The sequence below is a fragment of the Acetobacterium sp. KB-1 genome (genome assembly GCF_003260995.1).
Lineage (GTDB): Bacteria > Bacillota > Clostridia > Eubacteriales > Eubacteriaceae > Acetobacterium > Acetobacterium carbinolicum.
Genome location: NZ_CP030040.1, coordinates 1,888,318 through 1,905,144 on the forward strand (window position 1 = coordinate 1,888,318; position 16,827 = coordinate 1,905,144).

Consider the following 16,827-nt stretch of genomic DNA (forward strand, 5'->3'; position numbering starts at 1 on the left):
TTTATGCTTTAACGCTGCTTTTAATTGTAACAAGTGCTCCTCTAATGCCTGGTACCGCGCCCTTGATTAAGAGCACATTGTTTTCTGCATCGACTTTAACAACTTCCAAATTAACCGCAGTTACATTTTTGTTTCCCATTTGGCCAGGAAGTTTCTTGCCTTTGAATACTCTTGAAGGCGAAGAAGATGCTCCCATGGAACCTGGTCGACGGTGATATTTGGAACCATGAGCCATTGGTCCTCGGGATTGGTTATGTCGTTTAATAACCCCCTGGAACCCCTTACCCTTTGATGTTCCCGAAATGTCAACGCGATCACCAGCTTCAAACAGCTCAGCCTGAATTAATTGACCAGTTTCATAACTTGCATAATCATCAAGTTTGAATTCCCGGATTACTTTTTTATACTCGACACTATTTTTGTCATAGTGACCTTTTAGCGGTTTGGTCATGCGTCGTTCTTTAACTTCGCCAAATGCTAATTGGAGTGCTTCATACCCATCTGTTTCGATGGTTTTCTTTTGAAGCACAACGCAAGGTCCTGCTTCTACCACGGTAACTGGAATAACCGTTCCGTTGTCTGTGAAAATCTGGGTCATCCCAATTTTTCGTCCGATAATTGCTTTTTTCATTATTTCCTCCTAAATATCATTGGATTGCTGTGCAATCATAATACCAATGGGGTCTATAGTTTGATTTCTATATCAACGCCTGCTGGTAAGTTCAATCGCATTAATGCGTCTACGGTTTTTGGTGTTGGGTTTAAAATGTCAATTAACCGTTTGTGTGTGCGCATTTCAAATTGCTCTCTGGAATCCTTATACTTGTGCACTGCTCGAAGAATCGTAATGATTTCTTTGTCTGTTGGCAGTGGCACTGGACCAGATACGCTCGCACCTGTTCTCTTTGCTGTTTCAACAATTCGTTCAGCGGATTGATCGAGTAACTTGTGATCAAACGCTTTTAATCTGATTCTAATCTTTTGTTTTGCCATACCTAAATTTTACCTCCTTATCAATTTTTACTCGTCATTTAGGTACTCCAACCACTCGTCAACCCATCCGGGTGTTTCATCATTATTTTTTTAGCAAAATGACGGATCATTTTGCCGAAAATACTTGATTTTGAGTGGTTGTCGTCCGATTCAAAGATCGTGACATACTCCATGGGAAAAACCTGTCTAAGGCGACAGCAACCTCTCACTTCATCGCAGAGTGTCAACCTTTCACATTATACAAGAAAAAAACGCCCTTGGCAAGCGTTTTTTTTAATTTAACAATGATTTTATTTTTTTCTTACTTCAATATTTCGTCCGGCGGTGTGTCCAGAAAGTAAATCCCTGTTCCCTGAAGACCCAGATGGGCTGCCAGAACACATCCAATCGGAACAGGCTCGATATGCTTAACACCCATCAGGCGAAGTGCCGCTTCATAATCTTCGACCGGCTTCATCGACCCGGTATAGGCAATGCCAACGTTTTGATCCAGATATCCCACAATATTTTCTGCCGTCTTATCAATAATCGTCTTTTGGGCTTTTTTTGTTCCTCGAGACTTACCAATAATTTTTAGTTCGCCATCTTCCACCGATACGATCGGATGAATTTTTAAGAAACCACCGACGACTGCTGTACCCTTGGATACCCGACCACCCATGTACAGCCAGTTGAGATCTTCAATACTAAAATAAAAATGAGCATGAGGAATGAACTTCACTGCTGCATCAGCCAGATAATTCAGATCTTTTTCCTGGTCAATCAGTTTTAGCAGTTCCACTGCGATCAAACCAATGCTGCCGCCGCTGTGGAGACTGTCAACGATTCGGCACTTGAAATCGGGGTATTTTTCCTTCACCTCTTTTAAAATCAGACCAGCCGTTTCATAGCTCCCTGATAGTTTTGAGGTAAACGCAAGATAGAGGCACTCGATATTGTTTTTGGCACAGTTTTCAAAGTATTCCATGAAGTCCCCCGGATTGACCTGAGACGTGGTCGGAACAATTCCTTGTTTCATAAACTTGTTCATGCCGTCCAGATCAATTTCCCGTTTATCCCGGTAGACCACCCCTTCAATAATAACATTCAGCGAAACCATATCCAGACTGGGATGATTCACAAAGTCTTTTGGTAGATCGCACATACTATCAACTAAGAGTCTAATCATTTCTCACTTCTTTCTAAATTGCAGCCAGCAATTTTTTACTAATCGATCTAAAATCAGCAATTTCTCTAAGTTACTATTTTACCACTATCTTTAAACTTTAACAATACGCAAGTAAAAAAACCGCCCTCGCAAGGACGGTTTGACTTTTTAAAATCAGACTCAGCTTCAGTCCGCCAGCATTTTAGCTACAACACCAGAACCAACGGTACGACCGCCTTCACGAATCGCGAAACGTAAACCTTCTTCGATGGCGATTGGGGTAATCAGGGTGATTTCCATTTGCACGTTATCCCCTGGCATAACCATTTCAACACCTTCTGGTAATTTGATAACACCTGTTACATCCGTTGTTCTAAAGTAGAACTGTGGTCGATAGCCGTCAAAGAATGGGGTATGACGTCCGCCTTCTTCTTTGGTTAAGACATATACTTCTGACATATAGTGGGTATGTGGTTTGATGGAACCGGGCTTAGCCAGTACCTGTCCACGTTCGATTTGAGTTCGGTCAACACCACGACTTCTGACATATAGTGGGTATGTGGTTTGATGGAACCGGGCTTAGCCAGTACCTGTCCACGTTCGATTTGAGTTCGGTCAACACCACGACTTCTGACATATAGTGGGTATGTGGTTTGATGGAACCGGGCTTAGCCAGTACCTGTCCACGTTCGATTTGAGTTCGGTCAACACCACGCAGTAATGCCCCAACGTTATCCCCTGATCGTCCTTCGTCCAGTAATTTACGGAACATTTCGATTCCGGTTACGACTGTTTTGCGAACATCGTGAATACCGACAATTTCAACTTCTTCACCGACTTTAACAATCCCACGTTCGATCCGTCCAGTTGCGACGGTACCACGGCCGGTGATTGAGAAAACATCTTCGACTGGCATCAGGAATGGTTTTTCAGTATCACGAACAGGATCAGGAATCCATTCGTCAACAGCAGTCATCAGTTCAACAATCTTGTCTCCCCATGGGCCATCGGGATCTTCCAGACCTTTTAAAGCAGATCCGGCAATGATTGGTGTATCGTCGCCTGGGAATTCATATTCGTCAAGAAGTTCACGCACTTCCATTTCAACTAATTCCAGTAATTCTTCGTCATCGACCATATCGACTTTGTTTAAGAAAACAACGATGTATGGTACGCCTACCTGACGGCTTAACAGGATATGTTCACGGGTCTGTGGCATTGGACCATCGGCAGCGCTAACAACCAGGATCGCGCCGTCCATTTGAGCAGCACCGGTAATCATGTTCTTAACATAATCGGCATGGCCCGGGCAGTCAACGTGAGCATAGTGACGTACTGCTGTTTCATATTCGACGTGAGCGGTTGAAATCGTGATCCCACGTTCTCTTTCTTCTGGGGCTTTATCGATGTTTTCAAATGCAACGGCTTCCCCTGTTCCAAAGCGCTTATTAAGTACCGATGTGATTGCCGCTGTTAATGTCGTTTTACCATGATCGACGTGACCAATTGTTCCAACATTTACATGGGGCTTATTTCTTTCAAATTTTGACTTTGCCATTGTATTCTCCTTACAAATCTAAAAATTATCGTGTTACTACTATGTCAAATTTAATTTGTGATATAAAAATGGAGCCCTCATCCGGATTTGAACCGGAGACCCCCACCTTACCATGGTGGTGCTCTACCTACTGAGCTATGAGGGCTTATAATAAAATGGTGGGAGAAGATGGATTCGAACCATCGTAGACGTTGTCAACGGATTTACAGTCCGCCCCCTTTAGCCACTCGGGCATTCTCCCACGTGCTTATTAATTCAGCTTCTCTATGATAGTTTGTTTTTGCTTTTTTGTCAACCGTTTTTCATATTTTTTTGCCTATTTTTTTTCGGATTCGCTGTAATGCATTGTCAACTGACTTATTGCTGCAGTCCAACATCCTGGATATTTCATAATAGGAGGCTCCCTGAATGAAATAGGCAAGCACTTTTTTTTCAAAAGCAGACAATTCGCGTTTAACATCAATTATTAATTGCTCCAGCTCTTCTGCTTTGATTAACTCTACCCCAGGCTCAACACTTTTTTTGGCGGCCAACCGGTCAAGAATACGATGTTGCGGCTCCTCTTCTGAAACTGCAGCATAGATGGACACCGAATTATTCAGTGGTAGATGCTTTTGTCGATTGGCTGAACTGATAGCGGTTTGGATTTGACGTTCAATACAGAGATTGGCAAAGGTCGAGAATTGAACTTCCCGGTCGGGGCGAAAATTCCAGATGGCTTTGAGTAACCCCATCATCCCCTCCTGGATCAGATCTTCATTATCTCCCCCCACCAGATAGTAGGATCGGGCCCGGATCAGTACGTTTTTGCGGTATTTTTCCAGCAAAAATTCTTCGGCAGCCTTGTCGCCTTGTTGGGCTGTCTTTACTATTTCTAATTCTGATCGTTTTTCATTTCCAGGCTCGCTCATCTTATCCTCGCATCATTCTTTAACGCGCATTTTATTAAATTGATCCAGGGTCTCCGCATCCATAAAGTCACTGAGCTTAAGCCCTTGTTTTTGGACACTTTTCTTCTTATCATCACGAAATTTTTTGACAACTGCTTCCATATCCTGGATCAGCTCCCGCACTGGAACCCGCTCGGCTCCGCTGGCCATCACCATTTGCTGCAAGGTAAAATCCGATGTCACCACCCGGACACTGTAGGCTTTCGGCAGGCTGTAAACCAGTTTTTCAATGTACGTATCGGCAGTTTTATTCTTTTCGGTAAAAACCACCTTAATTTGCCCCACCAACTCTTCCCGTTTTTCCAGCGATTGTTGCAAATAGGCATCAAAAACAAGGATGGTTTCCCATCCTTTGAATCCGCTGTAGCCATTTAAATCACTAATCAACTTGACGCGTGCTTCTTCCAGTTCTATTTCTGAAAGGCGTTTTAAATCCTCTGAACCGTGGATGACATTATAGCCATCCACAATTAATATAGTTTTCATTGAAACCGTTGTTTGGCAGCCTCTGAAAAAATGATCGCTGCAGCTGCTGAAGCATTAAAGGATTCGATTTCGCCATGAATTGGAATAGAAACCGAAAAATCGCATTGTTTCTTTACTTTTTCGCTGATTCCAACGCCTTCGTTACCGATAACAATGGCCAGAGACCCCTTATAATCTGCTTTATAATAAGGATTTCCCTTCATATCGGTAGACATGATCCAAAACCCTTTTTTCTTTAGCTCATCAATTGTCTGGCTGAGATTGGTCACTTTAACTATCGGGGTGTGAGATACCGCCCCGGAGGAAGCCTTAACCGAAACGGCGGTCAAAGAAGCCGATCGACGGTTGGGAATGATCACCCCGTCAGCACCGCAAACATTAGCACTCCGGATAATCGCCCCCAGATTGTGGGGATCAGTGAGATGATCCAAAATGACAATGAAGGGGTCACGCCCCTTGGCCTTGGCATGACTTAGGATATCCTGAAGATCACTGTAGGGGAATGGTGCCATCAGTGCTACAATCCCCTGATGAACCTGACCATCGGCCAGATACTCCAGTTTCGCTTTTTCAACAGAATGGATAATAATGTTTTGCTTTTTGGCCATATCAGTAATTTTTTTAAGGACATGGTCGGTATTGTCTTTTAAGATCAGCAGCTTGTCAATTTCCTGACCAGAACGCAGTGCTTCCATCACCGGGTTTTTCCCCACGATTACAAATGTTTCTTCGGTTACACCATCATCTTCACGATTAAATCGCTCCTGTTTGCGGGGCGGTTTACGCTCGTCAAAACGACGGGGTCCCCGTTCTTCTTTAGGACCACGCGCATCAAATTTGCGGGACTTTTTATCATCCCTGGCACCGCGTTCTTCAAACTTGCGGGGTTTTTTATCATCTTTTGGCGCGTTGTCACTTTTTCTGCCTCTGGGCTTATCACTGGTCTTAGTGCTGTTCGATCGACTATTTGATACTCGTTTCATCTTTTCACCTATTCTTTATTTTTTCTTGATTTATCTCTTGATAAATCGATTCCTGCATTATTTACGCTATTATTCAGTTATTTCTGTATTGTTTAAGACCTCTGCTACGTCCTCTGGTTTTCGTTTCCGCGGTGGCAACGGGCCATAATATTGGTAATAATGGGTCTTAATGTCACCATTATAAAGTTTTCTGTTTTTGGTTGATGCTTCACCAAAGAATTTCTCAAACTTTTCATAACCGGTAATAATAAAATAGGACCAATCTTCCAGACTTCGAAAAACCTTACCCATATCCCGATACAAACGCTGAATTTCTTTTTCTTCACCAATTCGCTCCCCATACGGCGGGTTGGTAATAATGACCCCGTATTTTTTCTTGGTGGAAATGGATTGAACCGGCAGTTTCTGAAAAGCAACCAGATCCGCGACCCCGGCCAGCTCAGCATTGGTTCGGGCCTGTTTTAAGGCATCGGCATCACAGTCCGATCCCAGTAACAAAAATTCTTTGTCGTTAATGGCATCGCGAGCTTCCTGTCTGGCCTGTTCCCACAGCTCCGCCGGAATGGCGTCCCAGGTTTCAGAAATAAAATCCCGTTTCAGGCCCGGAGCTATGTTTTTACCAATTAACGCCGCTTCAATAACAATCGTTCCGGAACCGCACAGGGGGTCCAGAAAAACACGCTCCGGGCGCCACCTTGATAGATAAACCAGGGCTGCTGAAATGGTTTCTTTAAGCGGCGCCTCATTTCCATACTGACGGTACCCGCGCTTGTTAAGACCGGAGCCACTCGTATCAATGGACAGGGTCACCTCGTCCTTTAGAATTTGAATATGAATGGGATACTTGCCACCACTTTCTTCAAACCATTCGACATGATACTTCGATTTTAACCGTTCCACCACCGCTTTTTTGACAATCCGCTGCCCGTCCGACTTACTAAACAAGGTCGATTTGACGCTGGTGATTTTAGCCGCCGGAAATTCTCCGTCAACAGGGATCCAGTTTTCCCAGGGCAGGGCCTTTGTTTTCTCAAACAATTCATCAAAGGTTTCGGCCTTAAATCGGCCAATCTCCAGTAGTACCCGGTCAGCACAGCGCAGCCACAGATTTGATCGGGGAATAGCGTCTAAAGGGCCAGCGTAACGAATTTTTCCATTCTCAACTTCCGTTACCTCATAGCCCAGTTTTTTTATTTCGTCCTTTACCACACTTTCGATTCCAAACGCAACCGTGGCAATTAAATTTACTATTTTCGACATTTATTTATCCTTTATCGTTATTTTTGATCCTACTTCTAACTATCAATATTACATTATAACATAAGATTTCACTTTATTCTTAAATAGTTTCGCATTACAATCAAAAAATGACAACAAAACACCGGCATGACCGAGGCATACCGGTGTTTTAGGTAATAAAAACTAAATCTTTAAAATTTCTTGATTTCTTCATCCCGGCCAAATACCAGAAAGCCTTCATACTGGCCGTTATCCCAGGCTGCGATCTGCTTGCCAAATTTTTTCTTCATGGCTACCAGATTCACCCGATAACCTTCGTTCCGCCAACAGTCAGCTGCACCGATGACAGCTCCCATGTTATTGATTTGTGCGTCGTAGAACAGAATAATAGCCGGGTCGATTTGTCGGGCATCTTGCTGTTCTTCCATGAGAATTGAAATAATTCGTTCGAAACCAATCGAAAAGCCAACTGCTGGCACCGAAACCTTGTTGTACTTCCCAATCATGTTATCATAACGACCGCCGCCGGCAATGGAATACCCATAGGGTCCGTAACTGACTTCAAAGATCAGACCGGTATAATAGCCCATGCCCCGGATCAATGAAAAGTCAAAAACAACATCAAATTGCTCTTTGGCCAGCGTTTTGACAGTACTTATCACCTGGGTCAGGTCCCCAATTGAAGCAGTATCTTCCACCCACTTTTCCAAATTATCGAGATTGATACCGGTAACACAGGCCATCAGCTGGTTCACTTTTTGCTGCTCGTGTCCCTTTTCCAACAATTCACCAGTTACCCCAGCGGCTCCGATCTTATCCATTTTATCCAGCGAAATACAGACCGACCCAACCTGATCCGCTGCAAATCCGGCCTTTATAATGACCTCACTAAGTAGCTGGCGATGATTCACTTTAATGGTGAACCCCGAAAAACCGATCGCCAGCAGTGCTTTTGCGGTGGTATCGATCAACTCAATCTCGGCCGAAACGGTTGGATCGCCGATAATATCGATGTCGCATTGTTTAAATGCCCGGAATCGTCCTTTCTGGGGCCGTTCTGCCCGAAAGACGTTACCGATCTGAATGGCCTTAAACGGCGTTTCTAACACTTCCTGATTATTTGAATAAAAACGACTCAGGGGCAGGGTGAGATCAAAGCGCAGTCCCATATCGCAAAGATCTAAGACACTGGCATCGGGATTTAAGTTAAGCTTTTCACCGCGTTTTAAAACGGTAAAAAGCATTTTTAAGTTTTCGCCCCCGTCACTGCCCAAAAGCAATTCCAGATTTTCCATTACCGGGGTTTCAATCCGACTAAATCCATGCGCGCGATAGACTGCCAATATCTGCTGTTCCAGGCGATCCCGGATTTTTGCTTCCTCGGGTAGAATATCCCTTGTACCTCTAACTGGTTTTGAACTAATCATCTGGTCACCTTCTATACAAGATTAATTTGCTTGAATGCTTTTTTGCCCTTTTTCAGGACAATTCTTCCGTCTTTAAAAGCTGTCGGGGTTACCAACAGCTTAAAGTCTGTTACTTTTTCGCTATTTAGCAAAACTCCGCCCTGTTTAATTAAGCGCCGTCCCTCACTGCGGGTGGGAATCAGTTTGGCAACTTCTAACAAAGCAAGAATATCCATACCTGCTCCCAGTTCAGCCTTTGATAGTTCTACGCTTGGTATCTCGGCATCGCCCTGGTCACCGCCAAAAAGCTTCCGGGCCGCATTTTGAGCCTCCTGTGCGGCTTGCGAGCCGTGAATAATTTCAGTGACTGTGTAAGCCAGAATTTCCTTAGCCTGGTTGATTTCTGAGTCTTTAAGTGCTCCCAGCCGACGCACCTCGTCCATCGGAATAAAGGTCAGCAGGGCCAAACATTTTTCGACATCGGCATCGGCAATGTTTCGCCAGTATTGGTAAAATTCATAGGGCGATGTTTTTTCCGGATCCAACCATAAGGCACCTTTAGCGGTTTTCCCCATTTTGATCCCTTCACTGGTCGTTAACAGGGAGAAGGTCATTCCGAAAACCTGTTTAGCATCTTTGCGCCGGACCAATTCAACTCCGGCAATGATGTTGGACCACTGATCATTTCCGCCGAACTGCATCTTACAGCCCTGTTCTTGATGTAAGACGTAAAAATCATAAGCCTGGAGCAACATATAATTGAATTCTAAAAAGGTCAGCCCTTTTTCCAGCCGCGATTTATAACAATCGGCAGTCAGCATCCGATTCACTGAAAAATGTGCCCCAATTTCCCGCAAAAATTCGATATAGTTTAGAGGCAGTAACCACTCGGCATTATTAAGCATCACAGCCTTATCATCTTCAAAGGTCAAAAACTTTTCAAACACACGCTTGAATTTTTCACCATTTTCTACAATCCGTTCTGCTGTCATCACCTGACGCATGTCGGTTCGGCCAGAAGGATCACCAATCATGGTGGTTCCGCCCCCGATTAGGGCAATCGGACGATGTCCATGCCGTTGCATGTGGGCCATTACCATAATCTGAATGAAATGTCCGATGTGAAGACTGTCCGCCGTCGGATCAAAACCAATATAAAATGAAACGGATTCCTCCGCCAATAGTTTTTTAATTTCCTCTTCGTGGGTACACTGTTCGATAAACCCCCGCTCCTGCAATACGTCAAATACACTTTCCATCAATCTGTGTCCTTTCCTTTTTCAATGGGGTTTCCCCCAGCAATTATGCACATTTTTATTTAGCTGATTATTCAAGCGGTTTCTCGAGCAGTTCTTTTTTTCGTTCCCAGCGTGTTAAGCCTTCTTCAAAAAAGACCTTAATTACGGCAAACATCGGGATCGCCACAAACATGCCCGGAATGCCGAAGAGACTGCCTCCGACGATGACAGAGAACAACACCCAAAAGGGATTGAGTTCGACAATTTTCCCCAGCACATTGGGGGCTAAAACATTCCCGTCAAACTGTTGTACAACCAAAATCCAGATCCCGACCCAAAGCGCCTTAACCGGTTCATCAATTAAGGTAATGATAACGGCCGGAACTGCTCCGATAATGGGACCGAAATAAGGAATCACATTGGTAATCGCCACAATAACGCCGAATAAGGGGGCATAATCGACACCGATCACCAACATTCCCAAATAGAAAAGAAATCCAATTAACATCGAAGTAAGTATTTTCCCGGTAAAATATTTGTAAAAAATTTCATCGATGGTCAGGATCGCCCAGTGGGAACCGTTGTATAAGGTTTTATTCATCACCGCTTTGGCAAAACGGTCCACCTGTTCACTAATTTTTTCTTTATCCAGCATCAGGTATAACCCCACAAAAAACACAATAAAGAAAGAAATAACAAACCCGATGGTTCCTTTTAAAAAGACGAAGGCAAAATTCCCAATATTTTTTATGGAATCCGGATTTGTTCCAAAATATGATGCAATCTGGTTTATTATATCCCTGGTCGTCATACTTTGAAGGCTGTCAATAGCAAACTTAAGCTCTGCTAAAATATCCTGGGCAGCACCGCCGTTGGCCAGGCTTTCACCCAGATAATTATCAATGGTTATTAAATACTGCGGCGTTTGGGAAATCAGCCCCGTCAAACTTTCTACCACTGATGGAATGGTTGCATAAAAAAACAAGACAATCAGTACAATGGTGATCGCATAGACGATCAGGATCGAAATCAGTCGAATCGCTCCGGCTTTGTCCCGACTTTTAGGAATGGTCTTAAAAATAAACTTTTCAATTCCCCGCATTGGTTTAAACAAAAAATACGCCAGCACTACGCCCACTAAAATAGGCCTCAATACTTCCAGCGTTCTGGTAATAAATCCGCCAACAGTTGCCGTCACCACGCCAAAATTATCCAATAGTTTGTAAATCAGAACCAGAATCAGAACACCAACCAAAAAGTAGCTATATTTTTTTACAAGTTCGAGATCAATTTTAAATTTCAAATGCCCCTCCAGTACTGTTATCAGCTCGAACTATATCTTAACATTTTACCAGAATAATTTAAAGCAGTTTCAAACAGATTCTTAAATTATGATTAATCTAAAATAAAATCGCCGTGTATTAAAGTTTTCCTTGTCTTTTAGAGAAAACTATCATAATATTTTCATATACTTAATTATTTGTTTAGGAGCAACCATGATTTATATCGCTATTATCCTTTTTGTTATTTTTCTGGACCAGTATACAAAATACCTGGTCATTGCACATATAAAACCCCTTGACACTCTACCGCTGATCCCAAATGTTTTTCATTTAACCTATATCGAAAACACCGGTGCAGCATTTAGTCTGTTTACTAACATGCAGATATTTTTAATTATTATGACCCTGGTTTTTCTTGGTGTACTCATTTACTTCTTAATCAAAATACCCAACATCAAAGAAAATCGCGTCATTAATGGCTCGCTTGCCTTTATCATTGGTGGTGCTGCTGGTAATTTACTGGACCGGCTACGCCTTGATTTTGTGGTAGATTTCCTTGATTTTCGAATGATTAAATTTGCCATTTTTAATTTCGCCGATGTTTTTGTGGTATGCGGCAGCATCATTCTTGTTCTGGCATTATTTAATAATAAAAATTTCTTAGAGAACAATGATTTCGGCACTCTAGAGTAAAGTTTGCTTCCCGCTATCCACTTTAATCAAAACGCTTCCCTAAAAATAACAAATCATTTTTTCAGGGAAGCGTTTTTTATCTTTCGTTACTCTGTTTTTTTCAACAATCCAAGCATGCTATCGCCGGTGGTGAAAATATGGTCGCAGGCGGCAAGATTGGCTTTTTTACACGCACCCTTTTCAATTTGCCGGATAATTTCCATATGCTGATTCACCAGCGGCGTTTTATCTTCAATCCGATGCACATACTCGGCCCGAAACCGCTGCATCTGTTCCCGCAGGCTGTTAATCATCGTTTGCAATTTTACATTTTTCGATGCCCTATAAATGGTCTCATGAATATGCATATCGTGTTTGATGATCCCCTCTTCGTCATTATGCAAAGCGGACTCCCCAAATAACTCATTGGCTTCATAAAGCCGGCTAATTTCGTCTTTTGTAGCATTCATGGCCGCCAACTCCGCCGCCAGACCTTCCAGCGCCCGGCGGATTTCCATCATTTCTTTGAGGTCATTAACCGACATTGGCGTCACATAAACGCCCTTTCGTGGCACCATTTTTACCAGTCCTTCCAGTTCAAGTTTTCTGATTGATTCTCTCACCGGTGTTCTGCTGACACCCATTTGCTCTGCCAGTTGAACCTCCATTAAGCGTTGTCCCGGCTGAAGTTCACCAGTAATAATGGCGCAACGAATGGTTTCAAAAACAATTTCTCGCAGCGGCTTGCAAGAACTTATATCGAGGCTTAAGCCTTTTTTTTCACTCCACATAATTTTCTCCTCCACTTTCCTCCGTTTTACTCAAAAAACACAGGGGGTATATTTCTTTAAATTGCTGCCACATTTTTACTGCTAATTCCCGGTCCGCGTAATATCCAATAACCGTGGAACCACTACCGGTCATGATCGACGCCAGTGCTCCCGTAGCCAGCATTTCTTTTTTGATCGCTGCTATTTCAGGATAATCTGCAAAGGCAACGGCTTCAAAAACGTTTCCGACGACCTCGTTAAGCTCATGATAAGCATCTTGTTTTAGCAATGCCATAAGCGCCGAGATATCCGGGTGTTTTTTTATGATTGAATTATCCAGTTTTTTAAAGGCCCAGGGGGTAGCGATATCAATATCCGGTTTCACGACCAGAATCGTCATCTTTCTTAAATCGCCAATGGGTGTAATCTTTTCTCCGATTCCTTCCACCAGAGCCGTACCACCAACCAAACAATAGGGAACATCTGCTCCAATGGTAACCGCAATTTTCAAAAGTTCCGACTGCGAGAGTCCCAGTTGCCATAAGGTATTTAGCCCTTTTAAAGCTGCGGCAGCATCGCTGCTACCACCCGCCAGACCTGCCTGAGCGGGAATTCTTTTTTCCAGATGAATCTTGGCGCCTCGTTTAATCGTGAATTGGTTTTGAAGTTTTAGGGCCACTTTGATGACCAGATTTCTCTCATCCAGGGGAATGGTGTGCTCATTGGAAGTCAACACAATTCCTTGCTCCCGAGGGTAAAAGGTCAGTACATCAGCCAGTTCGATGGAATGATTAATCATCCTCATTTCATGATAGCCATCTTCCCTGATCCCGGTCACATCCAAGGATAGATTGACCTTTGCTCGAGCTTTTAAAATAATCTTACTCATACGCCCTCTCAATGCACTCATAATATTGTATACTTTATCCATTATAACATAATCCCTCTTTTATGGAAATAAAAATCCGGGTTGAAAACCTGCTTTTATAGTGTATAATCAAGAGATCATACACGATAAAACCAATGCATAGGAGAACGCAACCATGCCAATTCATTTTAATAACGATTGGGAAGAGCCCATTCAACAGGAAATCAAAACTGACTATTATCAAAACCTGCGACTTTTTTTAATTAAAGAATATCGAAGTCGGGTGGTCTATCCGCCGATGGATGAAATTTTTAATGCCTTTCACTTAACGCCATTATCAAAAACCAAGGTTTGTATTATCGGCCAGGACCCCTATCATGGACCAGGCCAGGCTCATGGCCTGGCTTTTTCTGTCAAACCCGGGGTTTCGATCCCCCCTTCACTGCTTAACATCTACAAAGAACTGGAAGCCGATTTGGGCTGCCCGATTCCCAGCCATGGCTGTTTAACTGCCTGGGCTGAGCAAGGGGTACTACTGCTCAATGCCGTTCTGACCGTCCGGGGCGGTGAAGCCGGTTCCCATCGCAATGCCGGTTGGGAGATTTTCACCAGCCGGATCATTGAACGATTGAACACCCGGGCCGAACCGGTTATTTTTATTCTCTGGGGTCGCGATGCTCAAAACAAAAAAGCCCTGATTACCAACCCCCGACATCCGATTATCACCTCACCCCACCCTAGTCCATTGTCAGCCCACCGGGGATTTTTCGGCAGTCGACCTTTTTCCAAAGCAAACGACCTGCTGAAGGCCCAGGGAATTGAGCCCATTGACTGGGGTATTAAGGATCTTGATTTCCCTATCATCGAAAAAAAATAGCTCTGATATTTATATCAGAGCCATTCTTTTTCGTAAGTCGATTATTTCTTCCAGACTGAGCTGACCAGGCGCTGTTTTCCCGGCTCCCGCCGCAAAGGTCAGGGAACCGCCGCACAAATCAGGTGCTATTCGGGTTATTGACCCCAATGATCCCATCGCAATGGCAATCATCGGCTTCTGGGATTTTTCGTTGTAAGTGAGGGTGGCCTGGATCAGGTGGCGGACGTCATCCATTGACTGCGGCATCACTGCCAGTTTTAGGACATCGCCGCCGACCGCTTCCATGGCTTTAAAAACAGCGTTTATTTCCTCTGTAGTCGGGGTCTTTTCAAAGTTATGATGAGAAACCAGCCATTGGCTTTCACTTACTTTTAAAGCCCCTCTAATCCGCTCCAGAAAAGCCGGCTCGCTATTAAGTTCCACGTCCACATAGTCGACCCGGTTACTTTTTATCGCCGCAATGATTGCGGCTGTCCGGATTTCATCTGCGGTTTCACAAACGCCGCCCTCCAGATGACTGCGATAAGTATAAATAAGTCCCTGATCGGGCATTCTTGTTTTTATTTCAACTAACAAATCCTGTTCTTCTTCCGCCGTGAGCAGTTCCCCCCCGCCATGAAATGATCGCGACGCCACTCCAGAAAATCACAACCATTTGCCACTCCCACTTCAACATCAGCTATTAATTCATCGCGATTGGCACTGATCAATGGAATACACGAGATAAAGGTGTTTTTTCTGATTAATTTAAATGCTTTTTTCGTCTTCATAAAATTCTTCCTTCCACATTTATGATTCATCATTGCAAAAGTGCCCTCCGGTTAACGAAACGACTATTTATTTCTGGTTTAGTAGTCCAATATTCTTGATTTCCACGGAGATGGTACCATCCGGATTATTTTTAAACTCAATGATATCATTTCGCTTCAGCTGGTCCATCGGAATACTGATTTCAATGCCCGTATCGGTAATAAATTTTTGTTTGCCAAAGATCTTCTTTTCAATATTCGGGGTGACCGGGATCTTTTTTTCGTAGAGCCCTTTTTCTTCCAAGGACGACCTGAACCGCTCCTGAATGGTCGAATCCCCGTCAAAAACCGTTTTGGCCAGATTGTCCACGTCGATTTCGCTTTCGGTTTCATAATCATCAGCCAGCACTGTTTTAGCGGCATTGAGCTTTTGATAATCACCGCCATATTCTCTGACAATCACTTCTTTGACTGTTTTATCGATAATGTCATAGGCCTCTTTTTCTGACATCGCCGGCTCACAGAAAACTAATTGAGTGGAAATATAATAATCTTTCTCATTATTGATTGGATATTTCTTTTCCTTGATCAGAACCTCATCACAAGCCAGATTAACGAGAATGAATTCATCCAGTTTCTGACTTTCTGTTGGCAGTACACAGGGTTGAACCAGAATATCATTGGTCAGACCTTTGTCAGTATTCACATAGTGAATATAACCCTGCTTATAATTAAACTTGAATATACCCAAATAAGTTTCATGCTCGACATTAAAATCCACAAAAACCAGATCGGCAGATGGTATTTCGATGTTTTCTTGCATATACTCAAAAAAAAGCTGGGATATTTCCGAACTAATCCGAACAAGCTCGTGAGGATTATTCTTGTAATCAATAATCCGGTCTTTAAAAGGACTGCCCGTCCGAAAGACAGTCCGTTTGATCTCCGGATCTTTTATTGATCTTTCCACATGCTTTTCCACATATTCTTTCACTGTTACGGTCATGTTCAGGAGCATATCCGATAACACCGGGATGTTTGCGTTGGTGTCCAATACATGCAAGATTGCTTTGTTAATGCTGATTTCTGATTTCATTTTATTTTCCTATTCTGATTTTGTCTGATTTCTCTTAATCTCATTTACATCTTCTTTTGCGTAAATAAAAAACAGCCACGAATGACTGTTTAAGCACGTTTATGGTACGCCCAGAGGGGCTCGAACCCCCAACCTACTGGTTCGAAGCCAGGCACTCTATCCAATTGAGCTATGGGCGCACATAAGTAGATTAAAAAAGAATGATTGGGATAAATACCCAACCGATTCAGATTTATTAAATTTTGGAGCGGAAGACGAGATTTGAACTCGCGACCCTCGCCTTGGCAAGGCGATGCTCTACCACTGAGCCACTTCCGCTTATAAATGGTGCGGATGAAGGGACTTGAACCCATACATCATTCGATACTAGATCCTAAGTCTAGCGCGTCTGCCAATTCCGCCACATCCGCTAAAGCAATTGTTGTATCTGTAACGTGCCTGATTATAATAACAAAATACGTAGGTTTTGTCAACCCGTTTCGGAACTTTTTTCGACTTTTTTATTTATTCAA

17 protein-coding genes, 5 tRNA genes and 2 pseudogenes are annotated in these 16,827 nt (G+C 43.3%); 2 read left to right on the top strand and 22 right to left on the bottom strand.

The features are described 5' to 3' along the window. Position 1 precedes the first annotated feature (1 nt). The 14 genes and pseudogenes from rplC to DOZ58_RS08805 form a co-directional block, all read right to left on the bottom strand. Positions 2 to 631 carry a 50S ribosomal protein L3 gene (rplC, locus tag DOZ58_RS08740; protein WP_111887956.1) on the bottom strand — a complete coding sequence of 210 codons (630 nt, stop codon included), beginning with the start codon at positions 629 to 631 and terminating at the stop codon, positions 2 to 4. 53 nt (positions 632 to 684) lie between these two features. Then, entirely contained in the window at positions 685 to 993 is a 309-nt protein-coding gene (rpsJ, locus tag DOZ58_RS08745; protein ID WP_014357213.1) for a 30S ribosomal protein S10, read from the bottom strand. A gap of 301 nt (positions 994 to 1,294) precedes the next feature. Continuing rightward, the gene (locus tag DOZ58_RS08750; RefSeq protein ID WP_111887957.1) at positions 1,295 to 2,161 is read right to left on the bottom strand and encodes a DegV family protein; all 867 of its coding nucleotides are present in this window, start codon (positions 2,159 to 2,161) and stop codon (positions 1,295 to 1,297) included. 165 nt (positions 2,162 to 2,326) lie between these two features. After that, positions 2,327 to 2,677: pseudogene (tuf, locus tag DOZ58_RS08755) on the bottom strand (elongation factor Tu); the annotation flags it as partial. A gap of 115 nt (positions 2,678 to 2,792) precedes the next feature. After that, positions 2,793 to 3,698 (bottom strand): annotated as a pseudogene (gene tuf / locus DOZ58_RS08760) (elongation factor Tu); the annotation flags it as partial. A 69-nt stretch (positions 3,699 to 3,767) separates the two neighbouring features. Next, a tRNA-Thr gene (locus tag DOZ58_RS08765) sits at positions 3,768 to 3,843 on the bottom strand. Positions 3,844 to 3,854: 11 nt separating this feature from the next. Next, positions 3,855 to 3,939 (bottom strand) — tRNA-Tyr (locus DOZ58_RS08770). 61 nt (positions 3,940 to 4,000) lie between these two features. Then, on the bottom strand, positions 4,001 to 4,609 hold the full coding sequence (locus DOZ58_RS08775; RefSeq protein WP_111887958.1) for a sigma-70 family RNA polymerase sigma factor: 609 nt from the start codon (positions 4,607 to 4,609) through the stop codon (positions 4,001 to 4,003). 12 nt (positions 4,610 to 4,621) lie between these two features. Then, on the bottom strand, positions 4,622 to 5,134 hold the full coding sequence (locus DOZ58_RS08780) for an NYN domain-containing protein (protein ID WP_242988648.1): 513 nt from the start codon (positions 5,132 to 5,134) through the stop codon (positions 4,622 to 4,624). Then, on the bottom strand, positions 5,131 to 6,117 hold the full coding sequence (gene rlmB / locus DOZ58_RS08785) for a 23S rRNA (guanosine(2251)-2'-O)-methyltransferase RlmB (RefSeq protein ID WP_111887959.1): 987 nt from the start codon (positions 6,115 to 6,117) through the stop codon (positions 5,131 to 5,133). The genes DOZ58_RS08780 and rlmB overlap by 4 nt, the downstream gene beginning before the upstream one ends. A 69-nt stretch (positions 6,118 to 6,186) precedes the next feature. Further along, positions 6,187 to 7,377: a class I SAM-dependent RNA methyltransferase gene (locus tag DOZ58_RS08790; RefSeq protein WP_111887960.1), complete on the bottom strand. Its 1,191-nt coding sequence runs from the start codon at positions 7,375 to 7,377 to the stop codon at positions 6,187 to 6,189. 170 nt (positions 7,378 to 7,547) lie between these two features. After that, a complete protein-coding gene (hisS, locus tag DOZ58_RS08795; RefSeq protein WP_111887961.1) occupies positions 7,548 to 8,783 on the bottom strand; it encodes a histidine--tRNA ligase in 1,236 nt (411 codons plus the stop codon). 11 nt (positions 8,784 to 8,794) lie between these two features. Next, positions 8,795 to 10,021, bottom strand: a complete 1,227-nt coding sequence (gene tyrS, locus DOZ58_RS08800; protein WP_111887962.1) for a tyrosine--tRNA ligase — start codon at positions 10,019 to 10,021, stop codon at positions 8,795 to 8,797. A gap of 67 nt (positions 10,022 to 10,088) precedes the next feature. Then, positions 10,089 to 11,303: an AI-2E family transporter gene (locus DOZ58_RS08805; RefSeq protein ID WP_242988649.1), complete on the bottom strand. Its 1,215-nt coding sequence runs from the start codon at positions 11,301 to 11,303 to the stop codon at positions 10,089 to 10,091. Positions 11,304 to 11,496: 193 nt separating this feature from the next. Here DOZ58_RS08805 and lspA point away from each other — a divergent pair, with 193 nt between their 5' ends. Next, a complete protein-coding gene (gene lspA, locus DOZ58_RS08810; protein ID WP_111887964.1) occupies positions 11,497 to 11,976 on the top strand; it encodes a signal peptidase II in 480 nt (159 codons plus the stop codon). Positions 11,977 to 12,062: 86 nt separating this feature from the next. Here the strand turns inward: lspA and DOZ58_RS08815 are convergent, their stop codons facing one another. Both DOZ58_RS08815 and ispE read right to left on the bottom strand, forming a co-directional pair. Then, on the bottom strand, positions 12,063 to 12,746 hold the full coding sequence (locus DOZ58_RS08815) for a GntR family transcriptional regulator (protein ID WP_111887965.1): 684 nt from the start codon (positions 12,744 to 12,746) through the stop codon (positions 12,063 to 12,065). After that, positions 12,736 to 13,614, bottom strand: a complete 879-nt coding sequence (gene ispE, locus DOZ58_RS08820) for a 4-(cytidine 5'-diphospho)-2-C-methyl-D-erythritol kinase (RefSeq protein WP_111887966.1) — start codon at positions 13,612 to 13,614, stop codon at positions 12,736 to 12,738. The genes DOZ58_RS08815 and ispE overlap by 11 nt, the downstream gene beginning before the upstream one ends. Positions 13,615 to 13,768: 154 nt before the next feature. Here ispE and DOZ58_RS08825 point away from each other — a divergent pair, with 154 nt between their 5' ends. Continuing rightward, positions 13,769 to 14,470, top strand: a complete 702-nt coding sequence (locus tag DOZ58_RS08825; RefSeq protein ID WP_111887967.1) for a uracil-DNA glycosylase — start codon at positions 13,769 to 13,771, stop codon at positions 14,468 to 14,470. Positions 14,471 to 14,479: 9 nt separating this feature from the next. Here the strand turns inward: DOZ58_RS08825 and aroD are convergent, their stop codons facing one another. The 6 genes from aroD to DOZ58_RS08855 all read right to left on the bottom strand — a co-directional run bounded on the left by aroD (position 14,480) and on the right by DOZ58_RS08855 (position 16,725). Beyond that, positions 14,480 to 15,106, bottom strand: a complete 627-nt coding sequence (aroD, locus tag DOZ58_RS08830) for a type I 3-dehydroquinate dehydratase (protein ID WP_204355498.1) — start codon at positions 15,104 to 15,106, stop codon at positions 14,480 to 14,482. Beyond that, on the bottom strand, positions 15,040 to 15,273 hold the full coding sequence (locus DOZ58_RS19270; RefSeq protein ID WP_371414200.1) for a type I 3-dehydroquinate dehydratase: 234 nt from the start codon (positions 15,271 to 15,273) through the stop codon (positions 15,040 to 15,042). Before DOZ58_RS19270 ends, aroD begins: the two co-directional genes overlap by 67 nt. A gap of 34 nt (positions 15,274 to 15,307) precedes the next feature. Then, complete coding sequence (locus DOZ58_RS08840) at positions 15,308 to 16,315, bottom strand: nucleoid-associated protein (RefSeq protein ID WP_111887970.1); 1,008 nt, start codon at positions 16,313 to 16,315, stop codon at positions 15,308 to 15,310. 102 nt (positions 16,316 to 16,417) lie between these two features. Continuing rightward, a tRNA-Arg gene (locus DOZ58_RS08845) sits at positions 16,418 to 16,494 on the bottom strand. 64 nt (positions 16,495 to 16,558) lie between these two features. Next, a tRNA-Gly gene (locus DOZ58_RS08850) sits at positions 16,559 to 16,633 on the bottom strand. 7 nt (positions 16,634 to 16,640) lie between these two features. Further along, a tRNA-Leu gene (locus tag DOZ58_RS08855) sits at positions 16,641 to 16,725 on the bottom strand. Positions 16,726 to 16,827 lie beyond the last annotated feature (102 nt).